This window comes from Streptomyces aureus (genome assembly GCF_001418135.1).
In the GTDB taxonomy this organism is placed as follows: domain Bacteria; phylum Actinomycetota; class Actinomycetes; order Streptomycetales; family Streptomycetaceae; genus Streptomyces; species Streptomyces aureus_A.
This window is the reverse complement of record NZ_LIPQ01000170.1, coordinates 1-16,518: the sequence shown is the minus strand read 5'-3', so window position 1 is coordinate 16,518 and position 16,518 is coordinate 1. Positions and strand designations below refer to the sequence as shown.

Genomic DNA, 16,518 nt, shown 5'->3' with positions numbered 1-16,518 from the left:
GGCCGGAGGAACGGGAGGGGTCGGAGGGGTCCATACGGGTCACTCGTACGTTCTACCTCATCCCCTCCCCGCCTCAGACCCTCGGCTGCTGCTGGGTGATGCAGTGGATGCCGCCCCCGCCTGCGAAGATCGTGCGCGCGTCGACCAGGACGACCTCGCGTTCCGGGAAGAGGCGGCGGAAGATCTCGGCCGCGAGTTCGTCGTGCGGGTCGTCGAAGGCGCAGAGGACCACGCCGTCGTTGCACAGGTAGTGGTTGATGTACGAGTAGTCGACCCAGTCGCCCTCCTCGTCCTTGAGGACGGTCGGGGCCGGGATCTCGACGACCTCCAGGGGGCGGCCCTGGGCGTCGGTCTGACCGCGCAGGATGTTCACGTACATCCGGGAGCGCTCGTAGTCGGGGTGGGCCGGGTCCTGCTGGCTGTGGACGAGGACCGTGCCGGGGCGGGCGAAGGCGGCGACGATGTCGACGTGGCCCTGGGTGCCGTAGAGGCCGTAGTCGCCGGTGAGGCCGTGGGGGAGCCAGATCGCCTTCGTCGTGCCGAGCCTGGCGTGGATCTCGGCCTCGACCTGCTCGCGGGTCCACCCGGGGTTGCGGCCGGTGCCGAGCTGGACGGTGTCGGTCAGCAGGACCGTGCCCTCGCCGTCGACGTGGATCGCGCCGCCCTCGTTCACGAGGGGCGAGGAGACGACGGGAACGCCCGCCGCGTCCGCGACATGGCGGGCGATCTTCGAGTCGTGCTCCCAGCGGGCCCAGTCCTGGCCACCCCAGCCGTTGAACACCCAGTCCACGGCGGCCAGTTCTGCACCGTTGGTGACGAACGTCGGGCCGATGTCCCGCATCCAGGCGTCGTCGAGGTCCCGCTCGACCAGGTCGACGGCCTCACCCACGAGGGCACGGGCCGACTCGGCGTCGCCGGGCGCCACCACCATCGTGACCGGCTCGAAGCGGCGTACGGCACGGGCCACGGACGCCCAGGCCGTGCGGGCCTCGGCCAGCTCGTCGGCGTTGGTGAAGGTGGGGTTGGGGCTGGGCCAGGCCATCCAGGTGCGCTCGTGCGGCATCCACTCGGCGGGCATGCGGTAGGTCATGGTGACAGGTCCTAGAGGAAGTAGAGGCGGTTGAGCGAGACGGAGTCGGCGGCCTCGGAGCGGATCGGCGCGCCGTCGAGCGAGACGAGGCCGGTCCGGCCGTCGACCTGGACGTCTCCGGTGCGGGAGTTGAGCCGCAGGTCGGCGGGGCCGATGCCGCGCGTGCCACGCACCGGGACGCGGCGGCGCCGGGTCGGCATCCGGTCGGATCCGAGGTCGACGGCCGCCTGGGCGACGAACGCGACCGAGATGTCGGCGGGCGTGGCGCCGTGTCCGCCGAACAGCGGTCCGAGGACGAGCGGTTCACAGGTGTCGGTGGCGGCGTTCGGATCGCCCACGACCCCCCACGCGGGGAAGCCGTTCTTGATGACCATCTGCGGCTTGGCACCGAAGAACTGCGGCTTCCACAGCACGATGTCGGCCATCTTGCCGACCTCGATCGAGCCGATCTCGTGGGCGAGGCCGTGGGCGATCGCCGGGTTGATGGTGAGCTTGGCGATGTAGCGCAGCACGCGCGCGTTGTCGTCGTGCGCGCCGTCGCCCTCGATCGGTCCGAGCTCGGCCTTCATCTTCCCGGCCATGGCGAAGGTCCGGCGTACGGTCTCGCCGGCCCTTCCCATCCCCTGCGCGTCGGAGGAGGTGATCCCGATCGCGCCGAGGTCGTGCAGGACGTCCTCCGCGCCCATCGTCCCGGCCCGGATACGGTCGCGCGCCATGGCGGCATCGCCGGGGAGGTCGGTCTTCAGGTCGTGGACGGAGACGATCATCCCGTAGTGCTCGGCGACGGCGTCGCGGCCGAAGGGGAGCGTGGGGTTGGTGGAGGAGCCGATGACGTTCGGCACGCCCGCCATCTTCAGCACGTTGGGGACGTGCCCGCCGCCGCAGCCCTCGATGTGGAAGGCGTGGATGGTACGGCCGTCCAGGACCCGCAGGGTGTCCTCGACCGAGAGGCACTCGTTCAGGCCGTCGCTGTGCAGGGCGACCTGGACGTCGTGCTCCTCGGCCACCCTCAGGGCGGTGTCGAGCGCTCGGGTGTGGGCGCCCATGTCCTCGTGCACCTTGAAACCGGACGCCCCGCCCTCGGCCAGCGCCTCCACCAACGGCGCCGGGTCCGAGGACGAACCCCGGGCCAGGAAGCCGATGTTGACCGGCCAGGCGTCGAAGGCGCCGAACGCGTGCCGCAGCGCCCACGGCGAGTTCACGCCGACGCCCCACACCGGGCCGAACTCCTGCCCGATGACCGTGGTGACACCGCTCGCGAGCGAGGCCTCCATGATCCGGGGCGAGAGCAGATGGACATGGGTGTCGACGGCTCCGGCGGTGGCGATCAGCCCCTCTCCGGAGACGATCGACGTGCCGGTGCCGACGACCACGTCCACGCCGTCGAGGGTGTCGGGGTTGCCGGCCCGGCCGATCGCGTGGATCCGGCCCTCGCGGATGCCGATGGACACCTTGCGGATGCCCACGACGGCGTCGATGACCAGCACGTTGCTGATCACGACGTCACAGGTCTCACGGACGGCCGCGGCCTTCAGGTGCAGGCCGTCGCGGGCGGTCTTGCCGAACCCGGCCAGGAACTCGTCCCCCGGCCGCTGCGAGTCCGACTCGACCCGGACGACGAGGCCGGAGTCGCCCAGGACGACACGGTCGCCGGCGCGGGGGCCGTGCACGGATGCGTACTCGTACGGGTCCATCACTTGCCTTCCTCGTCGGACGGGACGTCTTCGGACGGGACGTCTTCGGACCGGGCCTCTTCGGACGCGACGTCTCCGGACGGGACGTCTCCGGACGGGACGTCTTCGGACCGGCCCTCGGACGGGACGTCTCCGGACCGGGCCTCTTCGGACGGGGCGCCCAGATAGCCGCAGGCCGCCGCGCGTCGCAGGGCCTCCTCCCGCGCGCCCGGCGCGTCGAGCGGGCCGTCGACCAGGCCCGCGAAGCCGATGGCGACGCGGGCGCCGCCGATCGGTACGAGCCCGACCTCCGCCTCGCCGCCCGGGTCGAAGCGGAAGGAGGCGCCGGCCGGGATGGCCAGCCGCATGCCGTAGGCGGCGGCCCGGTCGAAGTCGAGGCGGGGATTGACCTCGAAGAAGTGGAAGTGGGAGGTGACGCTCACGGGGACCGTCGCCGTGTTCCGTACGGGGAGGGTGAGCTCCGGCTCCGGCTCCGGGTGCCCGGGGCCCGGCAGCAGCGCGCCCGGCGCGGCCTCGCCCAGACCGCCGCCGCCGATCGGGGCGGAGACGACCGCGAGCCGCGAGCCGTCGTCGAAGACGGCCTCGACATGGACCTCCGTGACCACGTCGGCGACGCCGGGCAGGACGTCGTCGGGGCCGAGGACCGAGCGGGCGGCCTCGATCGCCTCGGCGAGTCGCTTGCCGTCGCGGGCCGCCTCGCAGACCGTGTCCGCGATGAGCGCGGTCGCCTCGGGGACATTGAGCCGCAGACCGCGGGCCCGGCGGGCACGGGCGAGCTCGGCGGCGCCGAAGAGCAGCAGCCGGTCGCGTTCCGTGGGGGTCAGTCGCACGTCCGAAACACCTCCTGTTTGAGCGACACTCTAAATGTTGGAAGGCTTTCTTCCAAGCATTGACGCGGGGTGCAGCCACAGGTCACATTGAGCGTCACTCTAAATGTGTTCGCCGTAGCCCGCCGCTCCCTTCCCCAGGAGGCCCCATGCCGATCGAACAGCGCGGAGTCGACACCGTGCCCGAGGCCGAACGCACCAGCGGCCCCCGGGATCTCGTCGCGATCCTGCTCGGGTCCAACCTCTGTCTGGGGGTGATCGTCTTCGGCTGGCTCCCGGTCTCCTTCGGGCTCGGGCTCTGGGCCTCGGTGACCTCCGTCGTCACCGGCACCCTCGTCGGCGTCGCCGTCACCGCCCCGCTGGCCCTGGTGTCGCTCCGTACCGCCACCAACCTCTCCACCTCCTCAGGCGCCTTCTTCGGCGTACGGGGGCGGCTGGTCGGCTCGGTGGTCGGACTGCTGCTCTCGCTGGGGTACACGGCGCTGACGCTCTGGATCGGCGGCGACGTCATGGTGGGGACGCTCGCCCGGCTGGTCGGCCTGCCGACCGGCGGTGCCGCGCACGCCGTCGTCTACGCACTGCTCGCCGCCTGCACCGCGGTCGCCGCGGTGTACGGCTACCGGCTGCTGCTCAAGCTCAGCAAGGCCCTCGCCGTCGTCATGACCGTGCTCCTGGCCCTCGGACTCCTCGCGTACGCCGGGGACTTCACGGCGGCGGCGGTGCCGGACACCCCGTACCTGCTCGGCTCGTTCTGGCCGACCTGGCTGCTCTCGGCGGTGGCGGCGGGCCTCAGCGGCCCGGTCGCCTTCATCACCCTGCTCGGCGACTACACCCGGTACGTCTCGCCCGAGCGGCACAGCTCCCGCTCCGTCTGGCGGGCCACCTGTCTCGGCCTGGTCGTCGGACTGCTGGTCCCCCAGCTCTTCGGCACGTTCACGGCACTCGCCGCGCGCGGCGGGCTCGACTACGCGGGACCGCTGGTCGCCGCCTCGCCCGCCTGGTACCTGGTCCCGCTGCTCGTCGCGGCCACCGCCGGATCCGTCGGCAACGCCGGCCTGATGCTGTACTCGATGGGCCTCGACCTGGACGCGATACTGCCCCGGGCCACCCGGGCCCGCGCCACGCTCGTGGTCGCGGCGGTGGCGACGGCCTTCGTCTTCCTCGGCCACTTCGCCTCGGACGCTCAGTCGGCGATGACCTCGTTCGTGCTGCTCCTCACGGCGATCGGCACGCCGTGGGCGGTGATCACCCTGATCGGCCATGTGCGCTGCGGAGGGTCGTACGACCCGGAGGCTCTCCAGGTCTACAACCGGCGCTCGCGCGGCGGGATCTACTGGTTCTCGGCGGGCTGGCACCCGCGCGCCACCGCCTCCTGGGCGATCGGCGCCGCGCTCGGCCTCGCCGCCGTGTCCACGCCGATGTACGAGGGACCGCTGCTGGCCCTGACGGGCGGGATCGACTGCAGCTTCGTACTGTCGGGGCTGGTGGGCGGCACGCTGTACGCGGTCCTGACGCCGAACAGGGCTCCCGGGACCGTCACGGCCCCGGAAGCCCTGGCACAGGCGGAGTAGGTACTAGCCCAGCTCGTGCATCCAGCCGTGGACGTCCTCGGCCTTGCCGGTCTGGACGGCGAGCAGCGCGTCGCGCAGCTTCATCGTGACCTCGCCGGGCTCGCCGCCCGACTGCTGCCACTCGCCCCGCTCGGACTTGACCGTGCCGACCGGGGTGATCACGGCGGCGGTTCCGCAGGCGAAGACCTCGGTCAGGGTGCCGTTCGCGCTGTCGGCCTGCCACTGGTCGATCGAGACGCGGCCCTCCTCCGGCTCCAGGCCGAGGTCCGCCGCCAGCTTGAGCAGCGAGTCACGGGTGATGCCGGCGAGCAGCGAACCGGTGAGGGTGGGGGTGACGAGCTTGTTGCCGTACACGAAGTACAGGTTCATGCCGCCGAGTTCCTCGACCCACTTGTGCTCCACGGCGTCGAGGTAGGCGACCTGGTCGCAGCCCTTCGCGGCCGCCTCGGCCTGCGCCAGCAGGGAGGCCGCGTAGTTGCCGCCGGTCTTGGCGTCGCCGACGCCGCCGGGGACGGCGCGGACGCGGTTCTCCGAGAGCCAGATGGAGACGGGCTTCACGCCGCCGGGGAAGTACGGGCCGGCCGGGGAGGCGATGACGACGAAGAGGTACTCGTTGGCCGGGCGGACGCCCAGGCCGACCTCGGTCGCGATCATGAACGGGCGGAGGTAGAGCGAGGCCTCGCCGCCGTGCGCCGGGACCCACTCCTTGTCCTGCTGGACGAGGACGTCACAGGCCTCGACGAAGGTCTCGACGGGCAGCTCGGGCATGGCGAGCCGGCGGGCGGAGGCCTGGAAGCGGCGGGCGTTGGCGTCGGGACGGAAGCTGGCGACCGAGCCGTCGGGACGGCGGTAGGCCTTCAGGCCCTCGAAGATCTCCTGCGCGTAGTGCAGGACGTTGGTGGCCGGGTCCAGGGCGAGCGGGCCGTACGGCACGAGCTGGGCGTCGTGCCAGCCGCGACCCTCGGTCCACCGGATGGTGACCATGTGGTCGGTGAAGTGGCGGCCGAATCCCGGGTTGGTCAGGATCGCCTCGCGCTCCGCGGCGGACAGCGGGCTGGAGGAGGGCTTGAGCTCGATCGTGGGCGTCGTCATGAGTGCGTGTCCTTCACCGGTTGTGTGGGTAGGACCGCGCACGCACGCCGCTCTCGGAGACTGCTTGTCCCTGACGAGGTGGACGTCCGAGCATGCCCGCAAGGCACGGCCCCACGTCCGATTATCGCTCGCGGGGACCGGTGCGGGAAACAGGTGAACGCGGTCCTGGGTTCGATGGGGGCACCCGGGGCCGCGCAAGGGTCAGCCGCCGGGCGCTGTGGTGACCCGGCGGCTGCAGTGGGATGTCAGTCCGGCCGGGTCAGCCGGCTACTCGCGCGGCGAGCGCGTCGCCGATCTCGTCCGTCGTGCGGACGCTGTCGCCGCGCTCGGTGAGGTCGGCCGCGACGGCCTTCTCGACCCGGGCGGCCTCGGTCTCGTAGCCGAGGTGGCGCAGCAGGAGCGCGACGGAGAGGACGGTGGCCGTGGGGTCGGCCTTGCCCTGGCCCGCGATGTCCGGCGCGGAGCCGTGGACCGGCTCGAACATGGACGGGAACTCGCCGCTCGGGTTGATGTTGCCCGAGGCGGCGACGCCGATGCCGCCGGAGACGGCCGCGGCGAGGTCGGTGATGATGTCGCCGAAGAGGTTGTCGGTGACGATCACGTCGAAGCGGGCCGGGTCGGTGACGAGGAAGATCGTCGCGGCGTCGACGTGCAGGTAGTCGGTGGTGACCTCGGGGAACTCGGCCGCGACCTTGGTGAAGATGTCCGTCCACAGGTGACCGGCGAAGGTCAGCACGTTGTTCTTGTGGACCAGCGTGAGCTTCTTGCGCGGACGGGCCTGGGCGCGGGCGAAGGCGTCGCGGACGACCCGCTCGACACCGAAGGCGGTGTTGACCGAGACCTCGGTGGCGACCTCGTGCGGGGTGCCCTTGCGGATGGTCCCGCCGTTGCCGGTGTACGGGCCCTCGGTGCCCTCGCGGACCACGACGAAGTCGATCTCGGGCTGCCCGGCGAGCGGGGTGGCGACGCCGGGGAGCAGCTTCGAGGGACGCAGGTTCACGTGGTGGTCGAAGGCGAAGCGGAGCTTCAGGAGGAAGCCGCGCTCCAGGACGCCGGAGGGCACCGACGGGTCGCCGATGGCGCCGAGCAGGATGGCGTCGTGCTTCTTGAGGGAGTCGAGGTCGGCGTCGGTGAGGGTCTCACCGGTGGCGTGGTAGCGCTTGGCGCCGAAGTCGTACTCCTCGGTCTCCAGCTTCACGTCCTGGGGAAGGGCGGCCGCGAGGATCTTGAGGCCCTGGGCCACGACCTCCTGGCCGATGCCGTCGCCGGGAATGACTGCGAGATTGATGCTGTGAGACATGTCGGCACCCTACTCTTCGTCCCATCGTCTGACACGTCACGTCCATCATGTGGACGAAGCGCCATCCGGGTGAAGGTGTGTCAGTGGCCGGTGGAGCCGCCGTTGTCACGACGGTCGAGGGCGCGCTGGAGGGCGGCGGCGGCGTTCTGGCGGGCCTCGTCGCTGGGACGGCTGGCCGAGTGGCGGACGCGGCGGGCGGTCTGGGTTGCCATGAGGGATCGACTCCTTGAGATCAGTGGTGATCCGAAGTGCGGAGATCAGTGGTGATCGAAGGTGCCGGCAGGGGCGGGGAGCGCCGCCGCAGGGGTTGCCTGCACAGGGGCGTCGCGCTCTCGACCGCCATTCGCTGATGTAGCGAGACGTTCGGCTTCTACAAAGCTAGGGCAGGCCCTCTCATCTGTCTCCACAATTACTCGGACTTCCTACTATCTGAGACGGCGCGGGACAGCGCGTCGGTCCGCGATGGCCCGCAGCTCATGGATCAGGGCCCGGACGGCGGCACGGTGAGCCGGTTGACCCCTTGCTCTCCCGCTCTCCCGCGCAACCTCTTCGACGTGGTCGGCAAGCGCATCCGGCCGGGAAGGCGCCGGTCGCGCGATGAGTTCGGCCCACCTATCTAGTTTGCGTTCCTACCTAGCTGGTGTTGCAATACACCCATGGCCGCAGACCGCAGATCCAGCTGGCTCAAGGGAGTCCTCGACCTGCTCGTCCTCTCCCGCCTGACCGACGGCGAGAGCTACGGGTACGAGATCGCCAAGGCGCTCGCCGAGGCGGGCCTCGGCGAGATCAAGGGCGGGACGCTCTATCCCGTACTGAACCGCCTGGAGGAAGCGGGTCTGGTGGAGGCCGAGTTCCGCGCCGCCGAGCGCGGTCCGGGACGCCGCTACTACCGGCTCACCGAGCGGGGGCGCGAGCACCTCGCCACCGAAAGCCGCGACTGGCTGCGCTTCCACCGCGCCGTCGAGACCACGCTCCATCCAGGGGGAACCACCGCATGACCACGGAATCCGACCGCTACTTCGCCGAGCTCACCGACGCGCTGCGCGCCACGGGCGTCCCGGCGGAGCAGATCGCCGCCACTGTCGAGGACCTGCGCGGACACCTCTCCGGGACGGGGACGCGCCCGGAGGAGGAGTTCGGACCGGCCGCCGCCTTCGCCGCCCGGCTCGGCGGGCTCGCACCGCTGCCGGGCGAGCCGGACGGGAAGGCGGAGAGCTGGACGTGGACGGCGGACCTCTTCAACGACCGCCGGATGCTCGCCGTCCACGGCGACCAGGGCTGGGAGGTGGAGTCCCTGGACTCCCTCGGCCGGTTCGTCTGCCGCCGCTCCGCGACGGCGGCGCTGCGCTGGGAGTACCGCCGCGAGATCATCGGCGCCCGTCGCCGCGCCAGGGTCCTGGCCGAGCTGGAGCCCGAGGGCTGGGAGCTGTGCGGCGAGTGGCTGGTGTACGGCTACTTCAAGCGGCCGCGCGCGGCGACGGCGGGACCGGCGGGCGCCCTGGAGGCCCGTCCGGCCGCGCCGCTCCAGCAGCTGTTCCTGAGCCGCCGAGGCAAGGCGGCGCTCGCGGTGTGGCTCGTGGTGGTCGGCGGCGCGATGGCGGCGACCTTCGTCGGAACGCTCGGCACGGGCGGGCTCGCGATCACCATCGCCCTCGCCTCCATGGTCTTCGCCCTGGTCACCTCCCATCTGGAGACGGCCAAGGGGCGGGTGGACCAGAACCGCTCGGCGTCCTCCTGACCCTCCCTCACATCACATCGCCGTCCCGCCAGTCGAAGACGAGCGCGGCGGCCGGATCGGGCAGCGCCCGGCCGGCCGCCGGCCACAGGAGGACGTACCCCTCCTCCTCCGCGAGGTGGACGATCCCCTCGGGCCCCATGGCTTCGAGGCGGCCTTCCCAGACCCGCCAGCCGCGGGCCCGGTAGAGCGCGGCCCCCTCGTCCGAGGCGCCGAGCGCCCCGAAGGCGTACGCCCCGTCGATGACCCGCTCCAGCTCGGCCATGACGGCCCCGCCGAGCCCCCGGCGCCTGAGGTCGGCGCGGACGGCGACGCCTTCGACGTACCCGACGCGGTGCGAACGCCCGCGATGACGAACCCGCCGCATGACGACGGCGCCGTGGGCGGCGATGCCGCCCTCGTCCTCGATCCAGGCGTGGACGCCGCCGAGGGCGTGGTCCCAGTCGTCGTCGGAGAAGTCGCCGTCGAAGGCGGCGTCGAGCAGCTCGCGTACGGAGTGGAGCCGGTCGGCCCCGAGTTCATGGGTGGGCGCGGTCCTCACGGTCATGCGCCCAGATTCCCACACCCCTCACCTAACCCTTAAAAGGTTATTGACAGGTTAGCCAGCGGCTGCTTGAGTCTTTCCATAACCACTGATACGCATTCGAGGGGTTAGAGATGACGAGCATTCTGCTGCCGACCCACCACCGCACCGTCAAGGTCCGCGACCACGCGATCGCCTACCGCGAGGCCGGCCCGGCCGACGCCCCCGTCCTCCTGCTGCTGCACGGCTTCCCCACCAGCTCGCGCATGTTCCGCGACCTGATCCCGCGGCTCGCCGACTCCTACCGCCTGATCGCCCCCGACCACCTGGGCTTCGGCCGCAGCGCGGCTCCCGACGCCGCCGCATTCGACTACACCTTCGCCGAACTGGCCACGATCACCGCCGAGTTCACCGAGGCGCTGGGCCTGGACCGGTTCGCGCTCTACATCCAGGACTACGGCTCCCCCATCGGCCTGCGCCTCGCCCTCGCCCACCCGGAGCGGATCACCGCGATCATCAGCCAGAACGGCAACGCGTACGAGGAGGGCCTCGGTGCCGAGGCCTGGGCGCCGGTCCTCGCGCTGATCGAGGAGCGCACCCCCGAGACCGAGGAGCCGGTGCGCGCCATCCGCTCCCTCGACGGCATCCGCCGGCAGTACGAGACGGGCGTACCGGCCGGGTACCGCGACCTCCTCGACCCCGACGCCTGGCACCACGACGCCGCCCAGATGGCCCGCGAGGGGCAGGACGACATCCAGCTCGGCCTGATCGCCGACTACGGCTCCAACTTCGCCCTCTACCCGGCCTTCCAGGAGTACTTCCGCACCAGCCGGGTCCCGCTCCTCGCGGTCTGGGGCGAAGGCGACCAGGTCTTCGTCCCGGCGGGCGCCGAAGCCTTCCGCCGCGACCTCCCGGACGCCGAGATCCACCTGCTGCCCACGGGCCACTTCGCCCTGGAGACGCACGCGCCGCGGATCGCCGCCCTGATCGACGACTTCCTCGCGCGGCGCGTGGGCGTCAGTCCGTAGCCTTCTCCAGGTCGCGGGCCATGCGCTCCACCCAGTCCGTGAAGCCCTCCCGATGGCGGCCGTCACTCTCGAGCAGGGCCTCGACCTGCACATCCGTGAGCCGGTCGGGTCCCGGCACGGTCAGCAGCCGGTGCAGCTCCTTCATCAGGGCCAGCATCCGCAGCGCGTCGAGGTGCTCGATCGCGTCGACCCCGTGCCCGGGGCCGAGTGTCGTCGAACCCGGCATGTCGTGCCTCCTCACCGAAGCCCCCTCCCAGCAGCGTAAGCCCGCGGCATGAGAACCGCCCCCGTCCTCGGTTGGGGGACCGAGGAGGGGGGCGGTGATCAGGGGCCGCTCGCGCGGCGGGCCTCCGGGCGGAGGCGGGGGCGTCAGCCCATGTGGGGGTAGCCGTACTCGGTCGGCGGGACCAGCGTCTCCTTGATGGCGCGGGTCAGCGTCCAGCGCATCAGGTTCTGCGGGGCGCCGGCCTTGTCGTTCGTGCCCGAGGCGCGGCCGCCGCCGAAGGGCTGCTGGCCGACGACGGCGCCGGTCGACTTGTCGTTGATGTAGAAGTTGCCCGCGGCGAAGCGGAGCTTCTCCATCGTGTACGCGGCCGCCGCGCGGTCACCGGAGATGACCGAGCCGGTGAGGGCGTAGTCCGAGACCGACTCCATCTGGGTCAGCATCGCGTCGTACTGGTCGTCCTCGTACACGTGGATCGCGAGGATCGGGCCGAAGTACTCGGCCTTGAAGACCTCGTTCTCCGGGTCCGTGCAGGCGATGACGGTCGGGCGGACGAAGTAGCCCACCGAGTCGTCGTACGTGCCACCGGCGATGATCGTGCAGGTCGGGTCGGCCGCGGCACGGTCGATCGCGGCCTTGTTCTTGGCGAACGAGCGCTCGTCGATGACGGCGCCGATGAAGTTCGACAGGTCGGTGACGTCACCCATCGTGATGCCGTCGACCTCGGCCGCGAACTCCTCCTTGAAGCCGTCGTTCCAGATGGAGGCCGGAACGTAGGCGCGCGAGGACGCGGAGCACTTCTGGCCCTGGAACTCGAAGGAGCCGCGGGTCAGCGCGGTCTTCAGGATGGCGCGGTCGGCACTGGGGTGCGCGACGACGAAGTCCTTGCCGCCGGTCTCGCCGACGATCCGCGGGTACGAGCGGTACTTCTCGATGTTGGTGCCGACCGTCTTCCACAGGTGCTGGAAGGTCTTGGTCGAACCGGTGAAGTGGATGCCGGCCAGGTCGGGGTGGTTCAGGGCCACCTCGGAGACGGCGATGCCGTCGCCGGTCACCAGGTTGATGACGCCCTTCGGCAGGCCGGCCTCCTCCAGGAGCTCCATGAGGAGCACGGCGGAGTGGGTCTGCGTCGGGGACGGCTTCCAGACCACCACGTTGCCCATGAGGGCGGGGGCGGTGGGCAGGTTGCCCGCGATGGCGGTGAAGTTGAACGGCGTGATCGCGTAGACGAAGCCCTCGAGCGGGCGGTGGTCCAGACGGTTCCACACACCCGGGGAGTTCGCCGGCGGCTGCTCGGCGAGGATCTGGCGGGCGTACGCCACGTTGAAGCGCCAGAAGTCGACGAGCTCGCACGGGGTGTCGATCTCGGCCTGCTGGGCGGTCTTCGACTGGCCGAGCATGGTGGACGCGGCCAGCGTCTCGCGCCACGGGCCGGCGAGCAGCTCGGCGGCGCGCAGGATGATCGCGGCACGGTCGTCGAAGGCCATCGCGCGCCAGGCGGGGGCCGCGGCCAGCGCCGCGTCGACGGCGTCCTGGGCGTCCTGCGTGGTGGCACCGCGGAAGGTGCCGATGACGGCCTGGTGGTTGTGCGGCTGGACGACCTTGAACTCCTCGCCGCCGCCGAGGCGCTTCACGCCGCCGATGGTCATCGGCAGCTCGCGCGGGTTCTCGGCCAGCTCCTTGAGCTTGGTCTCCAGGCGGAGGCGCTCGGGGGAGCCGGGGGCGTAGCTGTGCACCGGCTCGTTGACCGGAGCGGGGACCTGGGTGACAGCGTCCATAAGTCTCGATACTCCTTGTGAGAGGTGGGCTCAGCCCTTGGTGAGGATGGAGCGGACGAAGAAGAGGAGGTTGGCCGGCTTCTCCGCGAGGCGGCGCATGAAGTAGCCGTACCAGTCGGTGCCGTAAGCGGTGTACACGCGCATGCGGTGTCCCTCGGCGGCCAGCCGGTGCTGCTCCTCGCTGCGGATGCCGTACAGCATCTGGAACTCGTACTCGTCCAGCTTGCGCCCCGCACGGCGGGCGAGCTCCTGGCCGATGGAGATCAGGCGCGGGTCGTGGGAGCCGATCATCGGGTAGCCCTCGCCGTCCATCAGGATCTTCATGATCCGGACGTACGCCTTGTCGATCTCGGGCTTGTCCTGGATGGCGACGGAGGCGGGCTCCTTGTAGGCGCCCTTCACGATCCGGACGCGGGAGCCGTTCGCGGCGAGGCGGCGGGCGTCGTCCTCGGTGCGGAAGAGGTAGGCCTGGATGACACAGCCGGTCTGCGGGTGGGTCTTCCGCAGCTCCTCGTGGATGGCGAACATCGAGTCGAGGGTGGTGTGGTCCTCGGCGTCCAGGGTGACCGTGGTGCCGATCTCGGCGGCGGCCTCGACGACCGGACGGACGTTCGCGAGGGCCAGCTCGTGGCCGCTCTCCCATCGCCCGCCACCACCGTCGACCGAGAGCCCTCCGGGCTCGCCCCCCTCGAACTTGAGCGACTGGCCGAACATCGACAGCTTCACGGACATCTCGGCGCGCTCGCCGAGGCCGAGCTCCTTGAGGCGCCCGATGAGCTCCAGGTACGCGTCGCGGGCGGCGTACGACTGCTCGACGGTGGTGATGTCCTCACCGACGACGTCGAGGGTGACCTCCAGGCCGCGGTCGCTCAGCTCCTGGACGATCGGGACGACGTCGTCGACCGACTCACCGGCGATGAAGCGGGCGACGACCTGCTTGGTCCCGGGGGCGGCCGACACGAAACGGCGCATCTTGTCGCTGCGCGACGCTGCGAGGATCACGGGACCCAGCACGGGGACCTCCAGAAGGACAGGGTGACGAAGGGTGCCGTACCCGACTTTCGTGAGAATCCGGGAACAGCACGAAGAACCACCGTGAAACCTATGGATCGCTCCGATCGTCCGCCATCTACAGCTGTCACGCATCCGTGCGCGGCACCTCATACATATGTCTGAGAGGGTGCGAGAATGGCGCTGTGAAGGGCGATTACCAAGAACTGGTGGACGAGATCTCCGCGCTGCTCGGCGCACCGGCGACGCTGGAGAACCGTGATTTCGGCCTGATCGCCTTCGGCGCCCACGACAGCGACGACGACACCGCGATGGACCCCGTCCGGACGCGGTCGATCCTGACCCGGAAGTCGACCCCGGCGGTCCGTGCCTGGTTCGAGGGCTTCGGCATCACCCGGGCGACGGGCCCCGTCCGCATCCCGGCCGCCCCGGACGCCGGGGTGTTCCGGGACCGCATCTGTCTGCCCGTACGCCATCGGGGAGTCGTCCTCGGGTACGTCTGGCTGCTCGACGCCGAGCCCGGCCCCACGCCCGGCCGGCTCACGGCCGCGATGGAGGTCGCCACCCGGATCGGCGACCTCCTCGCCGACGAGGAGCGCGCGGACGCCGACCTCTCGCGCGAGTTCGCCGCGGCCCTGACCGCCGGGCGCGGCTGGCAGAGCGACATGGCCGTCGCGGCCCTCCGGGTGGCCCTCGGCCCCAGCGCGGACGGTCTGCACACCGTCGTCTGCGTGACCCCCTGGCAGGGCGAGTCCCCCTCGATCCGGTCGGTCCCCGCCGCGGCGGCGGTCGCCGTCCTGCCCGAGGGCGAGTCCGGCGAGTCCCTCGCCGTCCTCGTACGTCTGCGCACGCCCGAGGACCTCTCCCCCGCCCGCACGGCCGCCGACCGGCTGCGCGCCGCCGCCCCGGCCGGCATCGCCACGCCCCGCCGGGGCCTCGCGGACCTCCCGGCGGCCTGGCGCGAGGCCAACACGGCGGCCCGCGCCGCCACCGCCCAGCCGACCCTCGGCCCGGTCGCGGAGTGGGCCGGGATCGGCCCGTACCGCCTGCTCGCGGCGCTCTACCACCCCGAGGTCGACCCGGTCGTCGCCCCGCTCGTCGCCCCCGCCCACGCCGAACTTGCGCGCACCGCCGAGGTGTTCCTCGACAACGCGGGCCAGGCGGGCCGCACGGCCGCGGCCCTGGGCATCCACCGCCAGACCCTCTACTACCGGTTGTCCCGGGTCGAGCAGCTCACGGGCCTGGACCTGGACGACGGCGAGGACCGCCTGCTGCTCCACATGTCCCTGAAGTCGGCACGGCTCTGAGAACGGACGCCCCGGTGGGATCGGCCCGGCCCGGAAGGTGGAGCGGCTTCGAACGGCCGCCCCTCCGGGCCGGTTTGGACGGTTTATAGGATCTCCCCCATGACCACGGGGAACTGGGCGCCGCCGACGTACACCGAGCGGCTGCTGTACGAGGCGGGGGCGCGCGACGACCGGGCGGCCGTCCTGGACGCCCTCGGGCGGACACGTCTGTACGTACTGCAGGCACGGGTCCACGCCGACGCGCCCGGCTACGCCCCGCCCCTCCCCTCCCGCCGCGACAAGGCCGCCCGGCGCACCGTCGTCCCGGTGCTGACCGAGGGCATGCTGCCGGAGTGGCACCCCGACTGGGTGTTCAAGCAGACCACCCTCCCCCGGCTCGCCGCGGCCTGGCCGAACGACCGGTGGTGGCTCGCGGTCAACCCGGACACCCCGTTCGCGGCCGCGCTCCCCGCCCGCCCCGCCGACCGGCGGGCCTGGGAGGAGGCGGGCACCCGGGGCGGCGGACCGGCGCGGCTCCGCCTGCTCACCCACTCCGGCGGCCCGCTGCACGGGCCGGTCGCGCACGCCCTCGCGCTCGGCGCGCACCTCGCCGTGCTCAACGGCCTCGTGTGGAACGGGCTCGGCGCCCAGTACGAGGACTACCCCACCGACGTCTCCCGGCTGCACCGGCCCTGGGCCGTCCACCACCGGGCGGACTTCCGGGACAAGCTGCGGACCCTGATCGCCACCCGGCTGGTCGGCCGGGTCCCCGAGTCCGTCCTGGGGATGCGGCGCCGTCTCACCGCACGCCTCGGCCACCCGCCGAGCGACGTGCAGTGGGCCTCGATGGTCACCGTGAACGTCGAGCGGGACGACCCCTACGGCGAGGACCGGGCCGAGGCCGCGGAGTTCCTGCGCCGGATCATCCACTACGAGGAGCGGTTCCGCGCCGACGGTCTCCTCCCGCCGGACGGCCGGGTCGACACCCTCGCCGCCTTCGACCACGGACGCGCCGTGAACGTCGTACGCCTCGCGCTCGGCGCGCGGTACTGCGACCCGCAGGAGGCCGAGGAGTCCGTCCTGAGGGTCCTCGAACCCGCCCGCCAGGCGTACGGCTCCTGGGAGGAGTTCTCCCTGGGCTATCTGCTGGCCCGGCTGATCCACTTCGACGAGGGCGACCCCGAGCCGATGTACCAGGAGTCCGTGGCCGTCCACCGCACCCTCACACAGGACCCTTCGAGCCCCTACCGGAACATCCCGTGGTCATGAGCCCTCGCCGCCCACCCGCCCCGGGGGGCGGCCCCTGGATCCCGCCGTCCGAGACCGAGCAGCTGCTGTACGAGGCGGGGCAGCGCGGCGA

General features: G+C 71.7%; 16 protein-coding genes. 6 read left to right on the top strand and 10 right to left on the bottom strand.

Annotation, left to right across the window (positions count from 1 at the left end):
* Window positions 1-73: 73 nt before the first annotated feature.
* From AOK00_RS16080 to ureA, 3 genes are read right to left on the bottom strand one after another with little or no spacing between them, the layout of a single operon-like run.
* Window positions 74-1,090 (bottom strand): agmatine deiminase family protein, encoded by a 1,017-nt coding sequence (locus AOK00_RS16080; protein ID WP_055600999.1) that lies wholly within the window; start codon window positions 1,088-1,090, stop codon window positions 74-76.
* A gap of 11 nt (window positions 1,091-1,101) precedes the next feature.
* On the bottom strand, window positions 1,102-2,784 hold the full coding sequence (locus tag AOK00_RS16075; protein ID WP_055600998.1) for an urease subunit alpha: 1,683 nt from the start codon (window positions 2,782-2,784) through the stop codon (window positions 1,102-1,104).
* Entirely contained in the window at window positions 2,784-3,614 is an 831-nt protein-coding gene (gene ureA / locus AOK00_RS16070) for an urease subunit gamma (protein WP_079042029.1), read from the bottom strand. Before ureA ends, AOK00_RS16075 begins: the two co-directional genes overlap by 1 nt.
* A gap of 146 nt (window positions 3,615-3,760) precedes the next feature.
* Between ureA and AOK00_RS16065 the strand changes: the two genes are divergently transcribed.
* A complete protein-coding gene (locus tag AOK00_RS16065; protein ID WP_055600997.1) occupies window positions 3,761-5,182 on the top strand; it encodes a cytosine permease in 1,422 nt (473 codons plus the stop codon).
* Between the two features lie 3 nt (window positions 5,183-5,185).
* Here the strand turns inward: AOK00_RS16065 and AOK00_RS16060 are convergent, their stop codons facing one another.
* The 3 genes from AOK00_RS16060 to AOK00_RS41175 form a co-directional block, all read right to left on the bottom strand.
* On the bottom strand, window positions 5,186-6,274 hold the full coding sequence (locus tag AOK00_RS16060; RefSeq protein WP_055600996.1) for a branched-chain amino acid aminotransferase: 1,089 nt from the start codon (window positions 6,272-6,274) through the stop codon (window positions 5,186-5,188).
* Window positions 6,275-6,533: 259 nt separating this feature from the next.
* Window positions 6,534-7,574 (bottom strand): 3-isopropylmalate dehydrogenase, encoded by a 1,041-nt coding sequence (locus AOK00_RS16055; RefSeq protein ID WP_055600995.1) that lies wholly within the window; start codon window positions 7,572-7,574, stop codon window positions 6,534-6,536.
* A gap of 80 nt (window positions 7,575-7,654) precedes the next feature.
* Window positions 7,655-7,786 carry a hypothetical protein gene (locus AOK00_RS41175; protein ID WP_301554211.1) on the bottom strand — a complete coding sequence of 44 codons (132 nt, stop codon included), beginning with the start codon at window positions 7,784-7,786 and terminating at the stop codon, window positions 7,655-7,657.
* A 444-nt stretch (window positions 7,787-8,230) separates the two neighbouring features.
* Between AOK00_RS41175 and AOK00_RS16050 the strand changes: the two genes are divergently transcribed.
* Entirely contained in the window at window positions 8,231-8,572 is a 342-nt protein-coding gene (locus tag AOK00_RS16050; RefSeq protein ID WP_030320291.1) for a PadR family transcriptional regulator, read from the top strand.
* Window positions 8,569-9,312 (top strand): hypothetical protein, encoded by a 744-nt coding sequence (locus tag AOK00_RS16045; RefSeq protein WP_055600994.1) that lies wholly within the window; start codon window positions 8,569-8,571, stop codon window positions 9,310-9,312. Before AOK00_RS16050 ends, AOK00_RS16045 begins: the two co-directional genes overlap by 4 nt.
* A 7-nt stretch (window positions 9,313-9,319) precedes the next feature.
* Here the strand turns inward: AOK00_RS16045 and AOK00_RS16040 are convergent, their stop codons facing one another.
* Entirely contained in the window at window positions 9,320-9,856 is a 537-nt protein-coding gene (locus tag AOK00_RS16040) for a GNAT family N-acetyltransferase (protein WP_055600993.1), read from the bottom strand.
* Between the two features lie 110 nt (window positions 9,857-9,966).
* Here AOK00_RS16040 and AOK00_RS16035 point away from each other — a divergent pair, with 110 nt between their 5' ends.
* The gene (locus AOK00_RS16035; protein WP_055600992.1) at window positions 9,967-10,860 is read left to right on the top strand and encodes an alpha/beta fold hydrolase; all 894 of its coding nucleotides are present in this window, start codon (window positions 9,967-9,969) and stop codon (window positions 10,858-10,860) included.
* Here AOK00_RS16035 and AOK00_RS16030 read toward each other — a convergent pair.
* From AOK00_RS16030 to AOK00_RS16020, 3 genes are all read right to left on the bottom strand, one after another.
* Entirely contained in the window at window positions 10,850-11,086 is a 237-nt protein-coding gene (locus tag AOK00_RS16030) for a hypothetical protein (RefSeq protein WP_055600991.1), read from the bottom strand. The two genes, AOK00_RS16035 and AOK00_RS16030, sit on opposite strands and share 11 nt — an antisense overlap.
* Window positions 11,087-11,229: 143 nt before the next feature.
* Entirely contained in the window at window positions 11,230-12,861 is a 1,632-nt protein-coding gene (gene pruA / locus AOK00_RS16025) for an L-glutamate gamma-semialdehyde dehydrogenase (protein ID WP_055600990.1), read from the bottom strand.
* A gap of 30 nt (window positions 12,862-12,891) precedes the next feature.
* Window positions 12,892-13,875 carry a proline dehydrogenase family protein gene (locus AOK00_RS16020; protein WP_055600989.1) on the bottom strand — a complete coding sequence of 328 codons (984 nt, stop codon included), beginning with the start codon at window positions 13,873-13,875 and terminating at the stop codon, window positions 12,892-12,894.
* Window positions 13,876-14,057: 182 nt separating this feature from the next.
* On the opposite strand from AOK00_RS16020, the gene AOK00_RS16015 reads away from it, so the two are divergent.
* Together AOK00_RS16015 and AOK00_RS16010 are read left to right on the top strand one after the other, a co-directional pair.
* Window positions 14,058-15,179: a PucR family transcriptional regulator gene (locus AOK00_RS16015; RefSeq protein WP_055600988.1), complete on the top strand. Its 1,122-nt coding sequence runs from the start codon at window positions 14,058-14,060 to the stop codon at window positions 15,177-15,179.
* Between the two features lie 99 nt (window positions 15,180-15,278).
* Window positions 15,279-16,427, top strand: coding sequence for a DUF1266 domain-containing protein (locus tag AOK00_RS16010; RefSeq protein WP_055600987.1), 1,149 nt, complete (start codon window positions 15,279-15,281; stop codon window positions 16,425-16,427).
* Window positions 16,428-16,518: the final 91 nt, after the last annotated feature.

Bases quoted from the DNA above. Each gene is read 5' to 3' on its own strand.
- AOK00_RS16080 (WP_055600999.1), bottom strand. From the start codon at position 1,090: ATGACCTACCGCATGCCCGCCGAGTGGATGCCGCACGAGCGCACCTGG.
- AOK00_RS16075 (WP_055600998.1), bottom strand. From the start codon at position 2,784: ATGGACCCGTACGAGTACGCATCCGTGCACGGCCCCCGCGCCGGCGAC.
- AOK00_RS16065 (WP_055600997.1), top strand. From the start codon at position 3,761: ATGCCGATCGAACAGCGCGGAGTCGACACCGTGCCCGAGGCCGAACGC.
- AOK00_RS16060 (WP_055600996.1), bottom strand. From the start codon at position 6,274: ATGACGACGCCCACGATCGAGCTCAAGCCCTCCTCCAGCCCGCTGTCC.
- AOK00_RS16055 (WP_055600995.1), bottom strand. From the start codon at position 7,574: ATGTCTCACAGCATCAATCTCGCAGTCATTCCCGGCGACGGCATCGGC.
- AOK00_RS41175 (WP_301554211.1), bottom strand. From the start codon at position 7,786: ATGGCAACCCAGACCGCCCGCCGCGTCCGCCACTCGGCCAGCCGTCCC.
- AOK00_RS16050 (WP_030320291.1), top strand. From the start codon at position 8,231: ATGGCCGCAGACCGCAGATCCAGCTGGCTCAAGGGAGTCCTCGACCTG.
- AOK00_RS16045 (WP_055600994.1), top strand. From the start codon at position 8,569: ATGACCACGGAATCCGACCGCTACTTCGCCGAGCTCACCGACGCGCTG.
- AOK00_RS16040 (WP_055600993.1), bottom strand. From the start codon at position 9,856: ATGACCGTGAGGACCGCGCCCACCCATGAACTCGGGGCCGACCGGCTC.
- AOK00_RS16035 (WP_055600992.1), top strand. From the start codon at position 9,967: ATGACGAGCATTCTGCTGCCGACCCACCACCGCACCGTCAAGGTCCGC.
- AOK00_RS16030 (WP_055600991.1), bottom strand. From the start codon at position 11,086: ATGCCGGGTTCGACGACACTCGGCCCCGGGCACGGGGTCGACGCGATC.
- pruA (WP_055600990.1), bottom strand. From the start codon at position 12,861: ATGGACGCTGTCACCCAGGTCCCCGCTCCGGTCAACGAGCCGGTGCAC.
- AOK00_RS16010 (WP_055600987.1), top strand. From the start codon at position 15,279: ATGACCACGGGGAACTGGGCGCCGCCGACGTACACCGAGCGGCTGCTG.